This window comes from Pseudomonas sp. GW821-FHT02H09, from assembly GCF_059421425.1.
Genome location: NZ_JBWKVA010000005.1, coordinates 180,180 through 197,284, shown reverse-complemented (window position 1 = coordinate 197,284; position 17,105 = coordinate 180,180). Strand labels below are relative to the sequence as shown.

The following is a 17,105-nucleotide window of genomic DNA, read 5'->3' as shown; positions in this document are numbered from 1 at the left end:
ACGCCAGAGAGCTCATACTGACATCGCACCGTGATGCCTTCATCAAACGGAAGTCCAAGCGCCGGGAAATCGGGCCCTCATTGATCACCCCCAGTCAGGTAACGCAAAAACGTGTCCAATTGACACAGGGTAATCCCAAGCCAGTGAACCCGAGCGATACCACCCCACAGCCAATGGCAAGGAAAGCCAAAGAAGAAAAGAGCAGCATCTTTTCATTCTTCTAAACGCCGCCCAGGTTTGCGCACTATATTGGTGCAATGAATTGCACCCCACCCACTTATCAACCCATTTTGGTTCGAAAATACCCGGAGAAGCTGGCAGAACGCCACGCAATCGAGCTTCAAACGCCTGTTTCAGGGGTTTAACGCTTCTTTTCGGAGCCTTGGTTTGGTTTTTGCATTTTCCTCATATCAGCGCTATATCCGCGCGCGCAATCCGGGACCGGCCCCGGGTTGTATTGCTTCAAAAGAGGTCACCATATACTCATGACCATCAGCGACACACTGCACCGCTTGCTACTCGACAACCTGACCACCGCGACCATTCTGCTCAACGCGGACCTGCGCCTTGAGTACATGAACCCCGCGGCGGAAATGCTGCTGGCCATCAGCGGCCAGCGCAGTCATGGGCAATTCATCAGCGAGCTGTTCACCGAATCGGCCGAAGCCCTGAACTCCTTGCGCCAGGCCGTCGAGCAGGCTCACCCGTTCACCAAGCGCGAAGCGATGCTCACTGCGCTGACCGGCCAGACCCTGACCGTCGATTACGCCGTGACGCCGATCCTCAGCAATGGCAACACCCTGCTGCTGCTGGAAGTCCACCCGCGTGACCGCTTGCTGCGAATCACCAAGGAAGAGGCTCAGCTGTCCAAACAGGAAACCAGCAAGATGCTGGTGCGCGGCCTGGCCCATGAGATCAAGAACCCTCTGGGCGGGATTCGCGGCGCCGCACAGTTGCTGGCCCGCGAGCTACCGGAAGAAAGCCTCAAGGATTACACCAACGTCATCATCGAAGAGGCCGATCGCCTGCGCAACCTGGTGGATCGCATGCTCGGCTCGAACAAACTGCCGTCACTGGCGATGACCAACATCCATGAAGTGCTCGAGCGCGTGGGCAGTCTGGTGGAAGCAGAAAGCCAGGGCTGCATCACCTTGGTGCGCGATTATGACCCGAGCATTCCTGACGTATTGATCGACCGCGAACAGATGATCCAGGCAGTACTCAACATCGTGCGCAACGCCATGCAGGCCATCAGCAGCCAGAACGAACTGCGCCTGGGCCGGATCAGCCTGCGCACCCGCGCGATGCGTCAGTTCACCATTGGCCATGTGCGCCATCGGTTGGTGACCAAGATCGAAATCATCGACAACGGCCCGGGCATCCCCGCCGAATTGCAAGAAACCATCTTCTTCCCGATGGTCAGCGGCCGTCCGGACGGTACCGGGCTGGGCCTTGCCATTACTCAGAACATCATCAGCCAGCACCAGGGCCTGATCGAATGTGACAGCCATCCTGGCCACACCACGTTCTCGATCTTTCTGCCACTGGAACAAGGAGCCCCATCGACATGAGCCGTAGTGAAACCGTGTGGATCGTCGATGACGACCGTTCTATCCGTTGGGTTCTGGAAAAGGCCTTGCAACAAGAAGGCATGACCACCCAAAGCTTCGACAGTGCCGATGGCGTGATGAGCCGCCTGGCTCGCCAGCAACCGGATGTGATCATCTCCGACATCCGTATGCCGGGCACCAGCGGTCTGGACCTGTTGGCGCGGATTCGCGAACAGCACCCACGGTTGCCAGTGATCATCATGACGGCTCACTCCGACCTGGACAGCGCTGTCGCGTCCTATCAGGGTGGTGCTTTCGAGTACCTGCCCAAGCCGTTCGATGTTGACGAAGCCGTTTCCCTGGTCAAACGCGCCAACCAGCACGCCCAGGAACAGCAAGGCCTGGAAGTGGTGCCGACCCTGACCCGCACCCCGGAAATCATTGGCGAAGCACCGGCAATGCAGGAAGTGTTTCGCGCTATCGGTCGTCTCAGCCACTCCAACATCACCGTATTGATCAACGGCGAATCCGGCACCGGTAAAGAACTGGTGGCCCACGCCTTGCACCGTCACAGCCCACGGGCGGCGTCACCGTTCATTGCCCTGAACATGGCCGCGATCCCCAAGGATCTGATGGAATCCGAGCTGTTCGGCCACGAGAAAGGCGCGTTTACCGGTGCAGCCAACCTGCGCCGCGGACGTTTCGAACAAGCCGATGGCGGCACGTTGTTTCTCGATGAGATCGGCGACATGCCGGCCGACACCCAGACGCGTCTGTTGCGGGTATTGGCCGATGGCGAGTTTTACCGGGTCGGCGGTCACACGCCGGTCAAGGTCGATGTACGCATCATCGCCGCGACTCACCAGAATCTGGAAACCCTGGTTCATGCCGGGAAATTCCGTGAAGACTTGTTCCATCGCCTCAATGTGATTCGTATCCACATCCCGCGCATGTCGGACCGCCGCGAAGACATTCCGACCCTGGCCAAGCACTTCCTCAGCCGCGCCGCGCAAGAGCTGGCAGTCGAGCCAAAACTGCTGAAGAGCGAAACCGAGGAATACCTGAAAAACCTGCCGTGGCCCGGCAACGTGCGTCAACTGGAGAACACGTGCCGCTGGATCACGGTGATGGCTTCGGGTCGCGAAGTACATATCAGCGACCTGCCACCAGAACTGCTGAACCTGCCACAAGACTCTGCACCGGTGACCAACTGGGAGCAGGCGCTACGCCAATGGGCCGATCAGGCGCTGGCACGCGGTCAATCGAGCCTGCTCGACAGTGCAGTGCCGAGCTTCGAGCGGATCATGATCGAAACAGCCCTCAAACACACCGCCGGCCGCCGCCGCGACGCCGCCGTGCTGCTGGGCTGGGGCCGCAACACCTTGACCCGCAAGATCAAGGAACTGGGGATGAAGGTCGATGGCGGTGATGATGACGAGGGAGATGAGGGTTAAGTCCTGATCCCCGATCGTTCCCACGCTCTGCGTGGTAACGCCTCTATGGGCGCTCCGCGCCCACTGTGACGCAGAGCGTCACGGGATGCATGCCCACGCGGAGCGTGGGCACGATCAATGTACATCTGCCCGCGATGCTTTTGGGCTTTCGTGCACCGCAATGGTGTGCGTGCACTGCCTCAACGCATCGTGAGCTGCGATCGAGCAGAAACAAAAACCTGAAAAACTCAGTTTTTCTCTCTGAAAACAAAATCCCCTAAAACGCAAAAGCCCCGAAATACGGGGCTTTCAGCGGCATCCAAAGGGTTTTCAACTCGTTTTATCAAAAACTGGCACGCCCCCTGCAATAGTCCAAGCACAACCCAGTTTCGGGGACCTTGGTACAGGCAGGCCGGGGATTCCCCTCTTTACACTTGGGGCTCACGACGCAAACAGCGACGAGCCCCGCCCGGTTTCGGGGACCTTGGTACAGGCAGGCCGGGGATTCCCCTCTTTACACCTGGGGCTCATGACGCAGACAGCGACGAGCCCCACCCGGTTTCGGGAACCTTGGTACAGGCAGGCCGGGGATTCCCTCTTTTATTCCTCCCGGAGATGGATCTCCAGCCGCCAGCGCCCGTCCACCTCAGCACCAGCCCACTCACCACGCAACGGTCGGGCCGCCACCAGATTCAGTAACAATCCCGCATCCGCAGCCCTTACCCGCCAGTTCACACTCCTGTCGTTGACCTTCAGACGGCCGTTCTGAGCCCTGCCCGTCGCGTCGAACAATAGCGCGACGGTCCCGTCGATATGTTCACCGTGGATCTTCGGCTCATTGTTGAACCACACCACCAGGCCGTCAGCGACAACCTCCACCTGCTGCAACTCAGTGGGATCCGGCGCCGTCAGGCGACCGATCATCAGCCCGACCATCACGCCGACAATCGCCAAAGAGCCGAGCACCCGCAGTAATAGCTTCGGCTGCGGGTCTGCTTCAGGCGTAGAATGCAGCCCATCTTTACCTTCGGAGCCGTGCATGTTTCACGTCATCCTATTTCAACCAGAAATTCCGCCGAATACCGGCAACGTTATCAGGCTGTGCGCCAACAGTGGCTGCCACCTGCATTTGATCGAGCCCCTGGGCTTCGAGATGGACGACAAGCGCCTGCGCCGGGCCGGTCTCGATTATCACGAGTACGCCACCCTGCAACGCCATGCCGACCTCGCCAGCTGCCTGGAAAGCCTCGGCCAGCCGCGCTTGTTCGCCTTTACCACCAAAGGTTCGCGGCCGTTTCACGATGCCAGCTTTGCCGAAGGTGATGCTTTTCTCTTTGGCCCGGAAAGCCGTGGCCTGCCCGCCGACGTACTGGACGCCCTACCGGCCGAACAACGACTGCGCCTGCCGATGCGTGAAGGCTGCCGCAGTCTCAACCTGTCGAACACCGTCGCCGTGGCGGTTTACGAAGGCTGGCGGCAGCTCGGCTTCAAATAACCACACATCCTGATCGTTCCCACGCTCCTGCGTGGGAATGCAGCCCGTGACGCTCTGCGTCACTGGACGCGGAGCGTCCCTTGAGGCATTCCCACGCAAAGCATGGGAATGATCGAGCCACGTATTCCAGCCCCATGAAAAAAGCGCCTGTAACGGCGCTTTTTTCGTCAACATCGAACGCTTATTGCACAGTCGGCGATTCGCCGGCGGCCTGCATGCGTTGCAGTTCTTGCGCGTACAGTGCGTCGAAGTTCACCGGAGCCAGCATCAGGGCCGGGAACGAACCGCGAGTCACCAGGCTGTCCAGGGTTTCGCGAGCATACGGGAACAGGATGTTCGGGCAGAACGCGCCCAGGGTGTGGCTCATCGAAGCGTCGTCCAGGTTCTTGATCAGGAAGATCCCGGCCTGTTGCACTTCAGCGATGAACGCGACCTCTTCACCGTTCTTCACAGTAACCGACAGGGTCAGCACGACTTCGTGGAAGTCACCTTCCAGAGCCTTCTGACGGGTGTTCAGATCCAGACCAACGGTCGGCTCCCACTGCTGGCGGAAGATCGCCGGGCTTTTCGGGGCTTCGAAGGACAGGTCACGCACGTAGATGCGCTGCAGGGAGAATTGCGGTGCGGTTTCTTCTTCGCTAGCTGCAGTGTTCTGTTGGTCAGTCATCTCGGATCCTTTCTGATCTCGGGTCTTGTAGGGTAAGGAATTCAAGCCTTGAGCATGGCGTCGAGCTTGCCGGCGCGCTCCAGGGCAAACAAATCATCACAGCCGCCAACGTGGGTGCTGCCGATCCAGATCTGCGGCACGGACGTACGCCCGGCCTTCTGAGCCATCGCGGCACGCACCTGCGGCTTGCCATCGACCTTGATCTCTTCGAAGGCTACGCCTTTGTTCTCGAGCAGGTACTTGGCTCGCGAACAATAAGGGCAGTAATCGCTGGAATAGACGACGACGTTGTTCATATCACTTCACCAGCGGCAGATTGTCGGCTTTCCAGCTGGAAATACCACCGGACAGCTTGGCGGCGGTGAAGCCGGCCTTTATCAGTTCGCGGGCATGAGTGCCGGCAGTCTGGCCCATGGCGTCGACCAGAATAATGGTCTTGGCCTTGTGCTTTTCCAGTTCACCGACGCGAGCGGTCAGTTTGTCCTGAGGAATGTTCAACGCGCCTACGATGTGACCGGCGGCGAAATCCTTGGTCGGACGAATGTCAATTACCACGCCTGCGTCTTTGTTGACTAGCCCGGTCAGTTCACCGGTGCTCAGGCTGCGGCCGCCGCCTTGCATCTGATAAGCGATCAGCAACGCCAGCAGTACGACGAAGATACCGACGAGCAGATAGTGGTTAGTGGCAAATTCAATCAGGTGAGCAACCATCGAAGGAGGTTCCAGGGCGTTAAAATGTCGGCCAGTATACACAGCCGCCTTGGCCGACCACACCCCGCCCGGCGGTGACGCGGTCGGAACTTAGCTTTAAACTGCCACTCCCTTTTCCATCGCCTCTTTCAATCCAGCCACGAGTGGAATCTATGACTACCACGCCTAAACCTTTGGTCCTGATGATTCTGGATGGCTTCGGTTACAGTGAAAGCCAAGAACACAACGCCGTCTATTCGGCCAAAAAGCCAGTCCTTGACCGTCTGTGCGCCACTGTCCCGAACGGTTTGATCTCGGGCTCAGGCATGGACGTCGGCCTGCCGGACGGCCAAATGGGCAACTCGGAAGTCGGCCACATGAACCTTGGCGCCGGCCGCGTGGTGTACCAGGACTTCACCCGAGTGACCAAATCGATCCGCGACGGCGAGTTTTTCGAAAATCCGACCATCTGCGCTGCGGTAGATAAAGCCGTGGCCGCTGGCAAAGCGGTGCATCTGCTCGGACTCTTGTCCGAAGGCGGCGTGCATAGCCATCAGGACCACCTGGTGGCCATGGCCGAGCTGGCGTTCAAGCGTGGCGCGGAGAAAATCTACCTGCACGCCTTTCTCGACGGCCGTGACACTCCGCCAAAAAGCGCCCAATCGTCAATCGAACTGCTTGATGAAACCTTCAGAACCCTTGGCAAGGGCCGGATCGCCAGCATCATTGGCCGCTACTTCGCCATGGACCGCGACAACCGTTGGGACCGTGTGTCCCAGGCCTACGACCTGATCGTCGACGGCAAGGGTGAATTCAACGCGGCCACTGCTCAGCAAGGCCTGCAAGCTGCGTACGAACGCGGCGAGAGCGACGAATTCGTTAAAGCCACAACCATTGGTACGCCGGTCAAGGTCGAAGACGGCGATGCCGTGGTCTTCATGAACTTCCGCGCCGACCGCGCTCGCGAGCTCACCCGGGTGTTTGTCGAAGACGGCTTCAACGACTTCGAACGCGCCCGCCAGCCGAAACTGGCCGGTTTCGTCATGCTCACTCAATACGCGGCAAGCATTCCAGCACCGTCGGCGTTTGCGCCGGGCAGCCTGGAAAACGTGCTGGGCGATTACCTGGCAAAAAACGGCAAGACTCAGCTGCGCATTGCCGAGACCGAGAAGTACGCCCACGTGACCTTCTTCTTCTCTGGCGGCCGTGAAGAACCTTTCCCGGGCGAAGAGCGCATCCTGATCCCGTCGCCGAAAGTCGCGACTTATGACCTGCAACCTGAAATGAGCGCGCCGCAAGTCACCGACAAAATCGTCGACGCCATCGAAAACCAGCGTTACGACGTCATCATCGTCAACTATGCCAACGGTGACATGGTCGGTCACAGCGGCGTGTTCGAGGCAGCAGTGAAGGCCGTTGAATGCCTGGATCTGTGTGTTGGGCGGATTGTCGAGGCACTGGAAAAGGTCGGCGGCGAGGCACTGATCACGGCTGACCACGGCAACGTCGAGCAGATGTCGGACGAGACCACAGGTCAAGCCCATACCGCTCACACGACTGAGCCGGTACCGTTCATCTATGTCGGCAAACGCGACCTTAAAGTCCGCGAAGGCGGGGTACTGGCCGACGTGGCGCCGACCATGCTCAAACTGCTGGGTCTCAAGCAACCTGAAGAAATGACTGGCACTTCGATACTAGTCTGATAGTAAAACGACTCAATCAAAGGCCATAAACGGCTTTTTATGACGAACGCCTCAAAGCAGTTAGCTTCGGGGCGTTTTTTTTGCGGTCCGCGGCGGGCATACTAGGCTGTCCCTTTCCCTGGTGTCGCCCGCCTCTATGCTTCGCGCCCTGATTGCCCTAGCTCTGACCTGCCTGCTCCAACCGGCCTTTGCCGATGAGCGCGCGCAAACCCAACAACAGTTGGACGCCACGCGTCAGGATATTACTGAGCTGAAAAAACTCCTCGGCAAACTGCAGGAGGAAAAATCCGGCGTGCAGAAAGAACTGCGCGGCACCGAAACCGAGATGGGCAAACTGGAGAAACAGGTCGAAACCCTGCAGAAAGAGCTGAAAAAAAGCGAATCCGAGCTGCAGCGACTCGATGAAGAGAAAAAAAAACTCCAGAGCGCGCGCATTGAACAGCAACGACTGATCGCTATTCAGGCCCGAGCCGCCTACCAGAACGGCCGTCAGGAATACTTGAAGCTGCTGCTGAATCAACAAAACCCGGAAAAGTTCGCCCGGACCCTGACCTATTACGACTACCTGAGCCAGGCACGCCTGGAGCAGCTGAAGAATTTCAACGAAACCCTGCGCCAACTGGCCAACGTCGAGCAGGACATCGCCATGCAGCAAGCCCAACTGCTGGTGCAGAAAAGCAGCCTCGACAGCCAGCGCGACGAACTCGACAAAGTCCGCAAAGAACGCCAATTGGCATTGGCCAGACTCAACGACGATGTGAAGGCTCGCGACCAGAAGCTTCAAGCCCGCGAGCAGGATCAAGCGGACCTGTCTAAAGTACTCAAAACCATCGAAGAAACTCTGGCCCGTCAGGCCCGCGAGGCAGAAGAAGCGCGGCAAAAAGCGTTGATCGCCCAGCAAGAAGCCGAAAAAAAGCGCTTGCGTGAGGCCCAGGCGGCTGCCGACGAGAGCCCGCACAAACCGGCTAAAGCCGCGCCCGGCCCCTTGGTTTCCAGTGCTGGAGCCTCCTACGGCGGCCCTTTTGCGTCAGCGCGCGGCAAACTTCCATGGCCGGTTGATGGTCGACTGCTTGCGCGTTTTGGTGAAACCCGTGGCGATGATGCCCGCACCAAGTGGGACGGCGTAATGATCAGCGCCTCCGCCGGCAGCCAGGTGCACGCCGTACATGGCGGTCGCGTGGTGTTCGCCGACTGGTTGCGAGGGGCCGGGTTGCTGGTCATTCTCGACCATGGCAACGGGTTTCTGAGCCTTTATGGTCACAACCAGACGCTGCTTAAAGCCGCTGGTGATGTTGTAAAAGCCGGTGAGTCGATCTCCACTGTCGGCAACAGTGGCGGGCAAGACACGCCAGCGCTGTATTTCGCTATTCGTCAGCAGGGTCACCCGAGTGATCCGGCACAATGGTGCCGTGCGCAAGGATAAGCGCGTTACCTAATCTCAGGAGTTTGTTCGACATGCTGCATTTGTCCCGCCTAACCTCGCTGGCCCTGACGATCGCCATTGTGATCGGTGCGCCTCACGCGTTTGCCGCCCAAGCCGCTGCGGTGGCAACGGCCGCGACCACCAAGGCTCCATTGCCACTCGATGAGCTGCGCACTTTCGCCGAAGTCATGGACCGGATCAAGGCCGCCTATGTCGAACCCGTAGACGACAAGACCCTGCTGGAAAACGCCATCAAGGGCATGCTCAGCAACCTTGACCCGCACTCGGCCTATCTCGGCCCGGAAGACTTCGCTGATTTGCAGGAAAGCACCAGCGGCGAATTCGGTGGCCTGGGCATCGAAGTCGGGGCCGAAGACGGCTTCATCAAGGTCGTTTCGCCGATCGACGATACTCCAGCGTCCAAAGCAGGCATTCAGGCCGGCGACTTTATCGTCAAGATCAACGGCCAGCCGACTCGCGGCCAGAGCATGACCGAAGCGGTCGACAAAATGCGTGGCAAGATCGGCCAGAAAATCACCCTGACCCTGGTTCGCGACGGCGGCACACCGTTCGACGTGACGCTGACTCGCGCCACCATTCAGGTCAAAAGCGTGAAGAGCCAATTGCTCGAGTCCGGCTACGGTTACATCCGCATCACCCAGTTCCAGGTAAAAACCGGCGAGGAGGTCTCCAAGGCCCTGGCCAAGCTGCGCAAGGATAACGGCAAGCGGCTCAGCGGTATCGTCCTGGACCTGCGCAACAACCCGGGCGGCGTGCTGCAATCGGCTGTTGAAGTGGTCGACCACTTCATCACCAAGGGCCTGATTGTCTACACCAAGGGCCGCATCGCCAACTCCGAACTGCGTTTCTCCGCGACCGGTAAAGACGAAAGCGAAGCCGTACCAATGGTGGTGTTGATCAACGGTGGCAGCGCCTCGGCTTCGGAAATTGTCGCCGGCGCCCTGCAAGATCAAAAACGTGCTGTGTTGATGGGCACCACCAGCTTCGGTAAAGGCTCGGTGCAAACCGTACTGCCGCTGAACAATGACCGCGCGCTGAAAATCACCACCGCGCTGTACTACACCCCGAACGGTCGTTCGATCCAGGCTCAAGGCATCGTGCCGGACATCGAAGTGCGCAAAGCCAAAATCACCAACGAGCAAGACGGCGAATACTTCAAGGAAGCTGATCTGCAAGGTCACCTGGGCAATGGCAACGGCGGCGCCGACAAGCCAACCCGGGCCTCCGCAAAAGCCAAGCAGCCATCGCTGCAGGACGATGACTACCAGCTGGCCCAGGCCCTGAGCCTGCTCAAAGGCCTGAGCATCACCCGCGGCCACTGAGATGCGCTTTGCGCTCATCCTCAGTCTGCTGTGGGGTCTGGCGGGTGCTGCTCATGCAGCAACCGCCGAAACGACGGCAGCCCCGCACAAGGCTTACCTGAGCCTGATCATCGACGACCTCGGGCAAAACCTGCCACGGGATCGCCGAGTGCTGGCGCTTCCAGGGCCGGTGACCACTGCGATCATGCCCGACACTCCCCATGCTGCCGAATTTGCCCGCGAAGCTCACCGCGCTGGCAAGATCGTCATGTTGCACATGCCCATGGACCCGGCCACCGGCCCGTTTGCCTGGCATCCCGACCTCCCCATAGAAGAGCTTGAAAAGCGCCTGAATGCCGCGTTCAAGGCCGTTCCCTATACCAGTGGTATCAATAACCACATGGGCAGCCGCATGACCGCAGAAACCAAGGCCATGGCCTGGCTGATGGCCGAATTGCAGCGTCGGCACAAATTCTTCGTCGACAGCCGCACCAGCGCTAAAACCGTGGCCGCCGCCGAGGCGCAGAAGATTGGACTGGCGAGCGTTTCACGAGACGTGTTTCTCGACGATGAGCGCACCGAACAAGCCATCACTACCCAGTTGCAGACAGCAATCAGCCTGGCCCGCAAACAGGGCTCGGCGGTGATGATCGGCCACCCCTACCCGCAAACCCTCGCCGTACTCGAACGCGAACTGCCCAAGCTCAAGGCCCAGGGCATCGAGTGGATCGATATCAAGTTGATGATCAGCCTGCGCGGGAACAAGGCGACGGTGGGGCATGGGAAAGATGGGGTGTATCGCTAATAGATCGTTCCCACGCTCCGCGTGGTAACGCAGCCATGGGCGCTCCGCGCCCACTGTGACGCGCAGCGTCACGGGATGCATGCCCGCGCAGAGCGTGGGAACGATCAGCGTGAAGGTTAGAGATACCGCGCCATGATGTCGTCGACCACGCCTTCCTTGCGCAGCTGGTCCAACGCGGCCTGCAACTTCGCCACCACCTCATCCGGCACATTCTTGTTCAACGCCAGATAAAGCTCGGCACTGTTAAAGCGCAACACGGTCTTGAGCCCGGTCACCCCGTCTTGTCGCGCGAGGTAGCGACCGGCCGGGTCGCCGGTGGCCCAGAGGTCGATCTGGCCGTGAACCAGCTTCTTCGCGTTGTCCTGATCGCGCAGGACCAACACGGGAGCTATACCTTGCTTGGTCAGGGTCTCGGCAATCGCGTCACCCTTATAGGCGCCGATCTTGTATTTGCGTGCCTGGTTGAGCGACTCCAGGGTGATCTTGCTGTCGGCCCTGGCCAGCATGATCCAGTCGTCCGGGCCGATGGGGCCAACCCATTTGAAGAGTTTTTCGCGATCCGGCAGACGCGCCATGACGAACACGCCGTATCCCGGCTTTTCCAGAGCGAGCTTGTAGATTCGCTCCCAGGGGAAGCGCAGGGTCAGGCTGTAGTTGATTCCGGCGCGCTTGAACATTTCGCGGACGATATCCACCGCGATACCGTTAATGTTCTCGTCCTGAGCGAAGTTTTTACCGTTCTTCGCCATGTTGTACGGTGGGAAGTTTTCCGTCAGCAACACCAGAGAGGTGTCGGTATTGTCTGCTGCGTGAGCGGCGCCAGTGAGCAACACCCAAGCGCTGGCGAGTACGAGGAAAAAACGTTTAAACATGACGAGCTACCGGAATCCATGGCGTGCCCAAGAGTGCCGTGAGCCCGCCATGCTGTCCAGCTTATCGAACCACGATGCCGCGATGCGCCATGTAGGCCTTGGCTTCCGGTACGGTGTATTCACCAAAGTGGAAGATACTCGCCGCCAGTACCGCGCTGGCGTGGCCTTCAAGAATGCCATCCGCCAGATGCTGCAGGTTACCGACACCGCCGGACGCAATCACCGGGATCCCCAAGGCATCGCTGATGGCCCGGGTGACGCCCAGATCGAAGCCGTTTTTCATGCCGTCCTGATCCATGCTGGTCAGCAGGATTTCACCGGCACCGAGGCCTTCCATTTTCTTCGCCCACTCCACCGCATCCAGGCCTGTCGGCTTGCGCCCACCGTGGGTGAAGATTTCCCAGCGTGGGGTTTCGCCAGGCTTTGACACCTTCTTCGCGTCGATAGCGACGACGATGCATTGCGAGCCGAAATGCTGCGCGGCCTCGCCCACAAACTCAGGATTGAATACCGCTGCAGTGTTGATCGAGACTTTGTCCGCGCCGGCATTCAGCAGGTTGCGGATGTCCTGCACGGTACGCACACCGCCACCGACGGTCAGCGGGATAAACACCTGGCTGGCCATACGCTCGACGGTATGCAACGTGGTATCGCGACCATCGACGCTGGCGGTGATGTCGAGAAAGGTAATCTCGTCGGCACCCTGCTCATCATAGCGACGGGCGATTTCCACCGGGTCGCCGGCATCACGGATGTTCTCGAACTTGACGCCCTTGACCACACGACCGTTGTCGACGTCCAGGCAAGGGATAATGCGTTTGGCCAGCGCCATGGTGAGTCCTCAGCCTTGATAGCTGTCGCAGAAGGCTTGCGCCTCGGCAACATCGAGAGTGCCTTCGTAGATCGCCCGGCCGGTGATGGCGCCGATGATCCCCGGCGCCTTGGCATCGAGCAGCGACTTGATGTCGCCCAGATTGTGGATACCGCCGGAGGCGATCACCGGGATCCGCGTGGCCGCGGCCAGCGCTGCGGTGTACGACACGTTGCAACCCTGCATCATGCCGTCTTTGGCGATGTCGGTATAAACGATGGCAGACACGCCGTCAGCCTCGAACTGCCTGGCCAGGTCGATGACCTGCACGGTGCTGATTTCAGCCCAGCCGTCGGTGGCCACGAAGCCGTCTTTGGCGTCCAGACCGACGATCACCTTGCCCGGGAAGGCGCGGCAAGCCTGGGCAACGAACGCCGGATCTTTCACGGCTTTTGTGCCGATGATCACGTAGCTCACGCCCGCCTTGACGTAGTGCTCGATGGTTTCCAGCGAGCGGATACCGCCGCCGATCTGGATCGGCAGGTTCGGGTAACGCTTGGCAATCGCGGTGACCACTTCGCCGTTGACCGGCTGGCCTTCGAAAGCGCCGTTCAGATCGACCAGATGCAGACGGCGGCAACCACCCTCCACCCACTTGGCAGCCATGCTCACCGGATCATCGGAGAACACCGTGGAGTCTTCCATGCGGCCCTGGCGCAGACGTACACAAGCACCGTCTTTGAGATCGATAGCGGGAATAATCAGCATCTGGCAAACCTTAAAATTCGATTTTTCAGCTTCGCTCGGAAATCAGCTTTTCTCGAGCGCCCACAAGTCGCTTTCGATGCTTTCGAACCTCTCTTTGAGGTGCGCCTGCACATCGAAAATCGCCCTGTTGTAATAGTGTGGCGCAATTTCGCGGGTAAACAGCTCAAGGATTTCAGCCGCTTCGAACGAACCCAGATTCAGTTCGAAGCGATCTTCCATGAAGCGCTTGATCTTGTGATTCGCCTCGTTCTCCTGTTCGGGAGTGAGGGTCAGGATCGGCGGCTTCTTCTTGACGGCCATTTACCAGCGACCATCCCACGCAGCGAAGTTCTGCAGCAGTTGCAGGCCATGAGTATGGCTCTTCTCCGGGTGGAACTGCACGGCGAAACGCGAGCCATCAGCCAGCGCTGCGGCGAAGTCGACGCCGTAGTGACCGCCACCCACCACCTGCCGCGGATTGCCGGCAGAGATGTAGTAGCTGTGCACGAAGTAGAACCGTGCCAGGTCGGGAATGTTGTGCCACAGCGGGTGATCCACCGTCTGCTGCACTTCGTTCCAGCCCATGTGCGGGACTTTCAGGTGTTCGCCATCTTCGTGCAGGCCTTTGCCGAAGAACTTCACCTGGCCTGGAAACAGACCGATGCAGTCAACGCCATCGTTCTCTTCGCTACGGTCGAGCAAGGCTTGCATGCCGACACAGATGCCGAGAAACGGACGGTCCTGGCTGACTTCGCGCACCAGCGAGTCGAAGCCCAGGCGACGGATTTCCGCCATGCAATCGCGAATCGCGCCCACGCCGGGGAATACCACCCGGTCGGCTTCGCGAATCACGCTGGCATCGCTGGTGATCAGCACCTTGCCGGCACCGACGTGCTCGAGGGCCTTGGCCACCGAGTGCAGGTTGCCCATGCCGTAATCGATAACCGCGACCGTCTGCATCAGAGCACGCCCTTGGTCGAAGGCATTTGCCCGGCCATGCGCTCATCCAGCTCGACGGCCATGCGCAGCGCGCGACCGAACGCCTTGAACACGGTCTCGATCTGGTGGTGGGTGTTGTGCCCACGCAGATTGTCGATATGCAAGGAGACATTGGCGTGGTTGACGAAGCCCTGGAAGAATTCCTGGAACAGGTCGACATCGAAGCCGCCGACGGTAGCGCGGGTATAGGGCACGTGCATCTGCAGGCCTGGACGGCCGGAGAAGTCGATCACCACGCGCGACAGCGCTTCATCGAGCGGCACGTAGGCATGGCCGTAACGACGGATGCCTTTTTTGTCGCCGATGGCTTTGCTGAAGGCCTGACCCAGAGTGATACCAACGTCTTCCACGGTGTGGTGGTCGTCGATATGCAGGTCGCCCTTGCTTTCGATATCAATGTCGATCAACCCGTGACGGGCGATCTGATCAAGCATGTGCTCAAGAAAAGGAACACCGATATCAAATCGGGCCTTTCCGGTGCCATCCAGGTTGATCGAGGCTTTGATCTGGGTTTCCAGAGTGTCGCGCTCGACGGACGCCTTACGTTCGGCCATCACCAGCTCCGCAAAATCATTGGGCGAAAAAGGCAGTCATTATAGGCTTGCGGACGCCAAACAGAAACACGAAGGACGATATCACTGACGAGCTGAAAACAGTGCTGTCAGTGATATACATGTCAGGACAAGCTGTCACTCATCGCTGAGCGAGCTTTTGTAGGAGCGAGGCTTGCCCGCGAGGCGACGCGTCTGACACACCCCGTCATCGTTCATCGCGAGCAAGCTCGGCTCCTACAGGTTGGTGTTAGTGAAACAACACCGCGGTCTTCTGCAGAGTTACCCAGACACCCCACGCCAATGGGATGCCCACCACCAGCCACGCGGCAACTGCCAACGGTACGCTGCCCGGCGAAGCTTTCCACTCCAGCACGGTGGTGCTGTTTGCGCCCTTGTCATGACCCAGCGCCTGTTCCGCGGCAAGCTCGGCGTCGGTCATGAAGTGCTTGTCGGCCACCGGACGCACCAGCAGGTTACAGAGCAAACCCAGCACCAGCAGGCCCGCGAGAATGTACAAGGTGATGTCGTAAGCCGCCGCGCGCTCGACGCCAATGCTCAGCTGATACTCACGCAGGTAGTTCACCAGAACCGGACCGAGTACCCCGGCTGCTGCCCAGGCGGTGAGCAGACGACCATGGATTGCGCCGACCATTTGCGTGCCGAACAGGTCCGCCAGATAAGCCGGAACCGTCGCAAAACCGCCGCCATACATCGACAGGATGATGCAGAACGCCGCCACAAACAGCGCAATATTGCCCAGATGACCGAGGTTCGGGATCAACGCGTACAGTGCAAAACCCAGAGCGAAGAACACAAAGTAAGTGTTTTTACGACCCAGATAGTCCGAGAAGGTCGCCCAGAAGAAACGGCCACCGATGTTGAACAGGCTCAGCAATCCGGTAAAACCAGCCGCGATGACCGCGATCTGCCCCAACTGAGCGGCGTCCAGCTGGCCGAATGCCAGGCCATTGCCGAGCAGCTGACCGGCGAAAACTTCCTGCAGCAGCGGCGAAGCCATGCCAAGGATGCCGATACCGGCGGATACGTTCAGGCACAGCACCAGCCAGACCAGAATGAACTGCGGGGTTTTCCACGCGACGCTAACGTGCACATGGCGATGGGTAATCATTGCGTTGGCCGTTTTTTTCGCCGGCGCGGTCCAGCCTTCAGGTTTCCAGCCGGTTGGCGGAACGCGATAGGACAGCGCACCGCCGATCATGAATACGAAGTAAATCGCGGCCATCACCAGAAAGCTCTGCCACACGCCGACGCCCGTTGACGAAGCGAAATGACTCATCAAGGCTGCCGCCAGCGGAGCCCCCACCATCGCGCCGCCACCGAACCCCATGATCGCCATGCCAGTCGCCATGCCGCGCTTGTCCGGGAACCACTTGATCAGCGTCGAGACAGGCGAGATATAACCCAATCCCAACCCGATACCGCCAATGACCCCGGAGCCGATCCACATCAGCCATATCTGGTGGGTATAGATACCCAACGCAGAAATCATCAGACCGCCGCACCAGCACAACGCCGAAACGACGCCAGCCTTGCGCGGGCCGGCGTGTTCCAGCCAACCGCCCCAAATAGCCGCGGAACAGCCGAGGAAGATGAAGAACAACGTGAAAATCCAGCCCAGCATAGAGATCGGCCAGTCACACTTGGCCGAAAAGACCTGTGCGATAAAACTCATGTCCGGCGCGCACGCCACCGCAGCGCTGATGCCCAAGGCTTTGGACAGCGGCAACCAGAACACCGAGAAGCCGTAGGCCATACCGATGCACAAGTGGATGGCCAACGCGGCCGGTGGTACCAGCCAGCGGTTGAAACCGGGCCTGGCAATGATGCGTTCTTTAGACAGAAACGCTGGCTGGGCGGCGAGAATGCCCGCCTCGGAGCTGGAGCTCATTTATATTTCCCCCAATGATTAATAGGGTCCGTCAGCCACCCTTCACCCACAGCCTTGGTGCACGCAGGCATGACCGTTTTATCGGGTGAAACTTCTGGAACGCGACATCAAGTCGCAGAAGGACG

18 protein-coding genes are annotated in these 17,105 nt (G+C 59.3%); 7 read left to right on the top strand and 11 right to left on the bottom strand.

From position 1 onward, the window contains the following. The first annotated feature begins 485 nt into the window (after positions 1–485). Both glnL and ntrC read left to right on the top strand, forming a co-directional pair. Entirely contained in the window at positions 486–1,571 is a 1,086-nt protein-coding gene (gene glnL, locus AC07VR_RS08775) for a nitrogen regulation protein NR(II) (RefSeq protein WP_494994342.1), read from the top strand. Continuing rightward, entirely contained in the window at positions 1,568–3,004 is a 1,437-nt protein-coding gene (gene ntrC / locus AC07VR_RS08770; protein WP_494994343.1) for a nitrogen regulation protein NR(I), read from the top strand. Before glnL ends, ntrC begins: the two co-directional genes overlap by 4 nt. Positions 3,005–3,583: 579 nt before the next feature. Here the strand turns inward: ntrC and AC07VR_RS08765 are convergent. Continuing rightward, a complete protein-coding gene (locus AC07VR_RS08765) occupies positions 3,584–4,024 on the bottom strand; it encodes a hypothetical protein (protein ID WP_495011032.1) in 441 nt (146 codons plus the stop codon). Here AC07VR_RS08765 and trmL point away from each other — a divergent pair. Beyond that, positions 4,023–4,478 carry a tRNA (uridine(34)/cytosine(34)/5-carboxymethylaminomethyluridine(34)-2'-O)-methyltransferase TrmL gene (gene trmL, locus AC07VR_RS08760; RefSeq protein WP_494994345.1) on the top strand — a complete coding sequence of 152 codons (456 nt, stop codon included), beginning with the start codon at positions 4,023–4,025 and terminating at the stop codon, positions 4,476–4,478. The genes AC07VR_RS08765 and trmL overlap by 2 nt on opposite strands. 181 nt (positions 4,479–4,659) lie before the next feature. Here the strand turns inward: trmL and secB are convergent, their stop codons facing one another. Genes secB through AC07VR_RS08745 form a run of 3 tightly spaced genes read right to left on the bottom strand, consistent with a single transcriptional unit; the run spans position 4,660 to position 5,856 of the window. Then, a complete protein-coding gene (gene secB, locus AC07VR_RS08755; RefSeq protein WP_494994346.1) occupies positions 4,660–5,145 on the bottom strand; it encodes a protein-export chaperone SecB in 486 nt (161 codons plus the stop codon). 41 nt (positions 5,146–5,186) lie between these two features. After that, entirely contained in the window at positions 5,187–5,441 is a 255-nt protein-coding gene (gene grxC, locus AC07VR_RS08750) for a glutaredoxin 3 (protein WP_007939440.1), read from the bottom strand. 1 nt (position 5,442) lies between these two features. Then, positions 5,443–5,856 carry a rhodanese-like domain-containing protein gene (locus AC07VR_RS08745; RefSeq protein WP_494994347.1) on the bottom strand — a complete coding sequence of 138 codons (414 nt, stop codon included), beginning with the start codon at positions 5,854–5,856 and terminating at the stop codon, positions 5,443–5,445. Positions 5,857–6,008: 152 nt separating this feature from the next. On the opposite strand from AC07VR_RS08745, the gene gpmI reads away from it, so the two are divergent. From gpmI to AC07VR_RS08725, 4 genes are all read left to right on the top strand, one after another. Further along, entirely contained in the window at positions 6,009–7,538 is a 1,530-nt protein-coding gene (gene gpmI / locus AC07VR_RS08740; protein ID WP_495011031.1) for a 2,3-bisphosphoglycerate-independent phosphoglycerate mutase, read from the top strand. Positions 7,539–7,674: 136 nt separating this feature from the next. After that, entirely contained in the window at positions 7,675–8,961 is a 1,287-nt protein-coding gene (locus AC07VR_RS08735) for a murein hydrolase activator EnvC family protein (protein WP_494994349.1), read from the top strand. Between the two features lie 32 nt (positions 8,962–8,993). Further along, on the top strand, positions 8,994–10,304 hold the full coding sequence (locus AC07VR_RS08730) for a S41 family peptidase (RefSeq protein WP_494994350.1): 1,311 nt from the start codon (positions 8,994–8,996) through the stop codon (positions 10,302–10,304). Position 10,305: 1 nt separating this feature from the next. Then, complete coding sequence (locus AC07VR_RS08725; protein ID WP_495011030.1) at positions 10,306–11,088, top strand: divergent polysaccharide deacetylase family protein; 783 nt, start codon at positions 10,306–10,308, stop codon at positions 11,086–11,088. Between the two features lie 116 nt (positions 11,089–11,204). Here the strand turns inward: AC07VR_RS08725 and AC07VR_RS08720 are convergent, their stop codons facing one another. The 7 genes from AC07VR_RS08720 to AC07VR_RS08690 form a co-directional block, all read right to left on the bottom strand. After that, positions 11,205–11,960, bottom strand: a complete 756-nt coding sequence (locus tag AC07VR_RS08720; protein WP_495011029.1) for a substrate-binding periplasmic protein — start codon at positions 11,958–11,960, stop codon at positions 11,205–11,207. Between the two features lie 61 nt (positions 11,961–12,021). After that, the gene (gene hisF, locus AC07VR_RS08715) at positions 12,022–12,792 is read right to left on the bottom strand and encodes an imidazole glycerol phosphate synthase subunit HisF (protein ID WP_494994353.1); all 771 of its coding nucleotides are present in this window, start codon (positions 12,790–12,792) and stop codon (positions 12,022–12,024) included. 9 nt (positions 12,793–12,801) lie between these two features. After that, positions 12,802–13,539, bottom strand: coding sequence for a 1-(5-phosphoribosyl)-5-[(5-phosphoribosylamino)methylideneamino]imidazole-4-carboxamide isomerase (gene hisA, locus AC07VR_RS08710; protein WP_494994354.1), 738 nt, complete (start codon positions 13,537–13,539; stop codon positions 12,802–12,804). Positions 13,540–13,581: 42 nt separating this feature from the next. After that, complete coding sequence (locus tag AC07VR_RS08705) at positions 13,582–13,839, bottom strand: DUF2164 domain-containing protein (protein ID WP_494994355.1); 258 nt, start codon at positions 13,837–13,839, stop codon at positions 13,582–13,584. Continuing rightward, on the bottom strand, positions 13,840–14,478 hold the full coding sequence (gene hisH, locus AC07VR_RS08700; RefSeq protein ID WP_495011028.1) for an imidazole glycerol phosphate synthase subunit HisH: 639 nt from the start codon (positions 14,476–14,478) through the stop codon (positions 13,840–13,842). It lies immediately after the preceding gene. Next, positions 14,478–15,071, bottom strand: a complete 594-nt coding sequence (gene hisB / locus AC07VR_RS08695) for an imidazoleglycerol-phosphate dehydratase HisB (protein ID WP_494994357.1) — start codon at positions 15,069–15,071, stop codon at positions 14,478–14,480. Before hisB ends, hisH begins: the two co-directional genes overlap by 1 nt. A 247-nt stretch (positions 15,072–15,318) precedes the next feature. Then, a complete protein-coding gene (locus AC07VR_RS08690; RefSeq protein ID WP_494994358.1) occupies positions 15,319–16,980 on the bottom strand; it encodes an OFA family MFS transporter in 1,662 nt (553 codons plus the stop codon). Positions 16,981–17,105: the final 125 nt, after the last annotated feature.

What these genes read in the sequence shown, in the direction of transcription:
- glnL (WP_494994342.1), top strand. Translation starts at nt 486, where the DNA reads ATGACCATCAGCGACACACTGCACCGCTTGCTACTCGACAACCTGACC.
- ntrC (WP_494994343.1), top strand. Translation starts at nt 1,568, where the DNA reads ATGAGCCGTAGTGAAACCGTGTGGATCGTCGATGACGACCGTTCTATC.
- trmL (WP_494994345.1), top strand. Translation starts at nt 4,023, where the DNA reads ATGTTTCACGTCATCCTATTTCAACCAGAAATTCCGCCGAATACCGGC.
- AC07VR_RS08765 (WP_495011032.1), bottom strand. Translation starts at nt 4,024, where the DNA reads ATGCACGGCTCCGAAGGTAAAGATGGGCTGCATTCTACGCCTGAAGCA.
- secB (WP_494994346.1), bottom strand. Translation starts at nt 5,145, where the DNA reads ATGACTGACCAACAGAACACTGCAGCTAGCGAAGAAGAAACCGCACCG.
- grxC (WP_007939440.1), bottom strand. Translation starts at nt 5,441, where the DNA reads ATGAACAACGTCGTCGTCTATTCCAGCGATTACTGCCCTTATTGTTCG.
- AC07VR_RS08745 (WP_494994347.1), bottom strand. Translation starts at nt 5,856, where the DNA reads ATGGTTGCTCACCTGATTGAATTTGCCACTAACCACTATCTGCTCGTC.
- gpmI (WP_495011031.1), top strand. Translation starts at nt 6,009, where the DNA reads ATGACTACCACGCCTAAACCTTTGGTCCTGATGATTCTGGATGGCTTC.
- AC07VR_RS08735 (WP_494994349.1), top strand. Translation starts at nt 7,675, where the DNA reads ATGCTTCGCGCCCTGATTGCCCTAGCTCTGACCTGCCTGCTCCAACCG.
- AC07VR_RS08730 (WP_494994350.1), top strand. Translation starts at nt 8,994, where the DNA reads ATGCTGCATTTGTCCCGCCTAACCTCGCTGGCCCTGACGATCGCCATT.
- AC07VR_RS08725 (WP_495011030.1), top strand. Translation starts at nt 10,306, where the DNA reads ATGCGCTTTGCGCTCATCCTCAGTCTGCTGTGGGGTCTGGCGGGTGCT.
- AC07VR_RS08720 (WP_495011029.1), bottom strand. Translation starts at nt 11,960, where the DNA reads ATGTTTAAACGTTTTTTCCTCGTACTCGCCAGCGCTTGGGTGTTGCTC.
- hisF (WP_494994353.1), bottom strand. Translation starts at nt 12,792, where the DNA reads ATGGCGCTGGCCAAACGCATTATCCCTTGCCTGGACGTCGACAACGGT.
- hisA (WP_494994354.1), bottom strand. Translation starts at nt 13,539, where the DNA reads ATGCTGATTATTCCCGCTATCGATCTCAAAGACGGTGCTTGTGTACGT.
- AC07VR_RS08705 (WP_494994355.1), bottom strand. Translation starts at nt 13,839, where the DNA reads ATGGCCGTCAAGAAGAAGCCGCCGATCCTGACCCTCACTCCCGAACAG.
- hisH (WP_495011028.1), bottom strand. Translation starts at nt 14,478, where the DNA reads ATGCAGACGGTCGCGGTTATCGATTACGGCATGGGCAACCTGCACTCG.
- hisB (WP_494994357.1), bottom strand. Translation starts at nt 15,071, where the DNA reads ATGGCCGAACGTAAGGCGTCCGTCGAGCGCGACACTCTGGAAACCCAG.
- AC07VR_RS08690 (WP_494994358.1), bottom strand. Translation starts at nt 16,980, where the DNA reads ATGAGCTCCAGCTCCGAGGCGGGCATTCTCGCCGCCCAGCCAGCGTTT.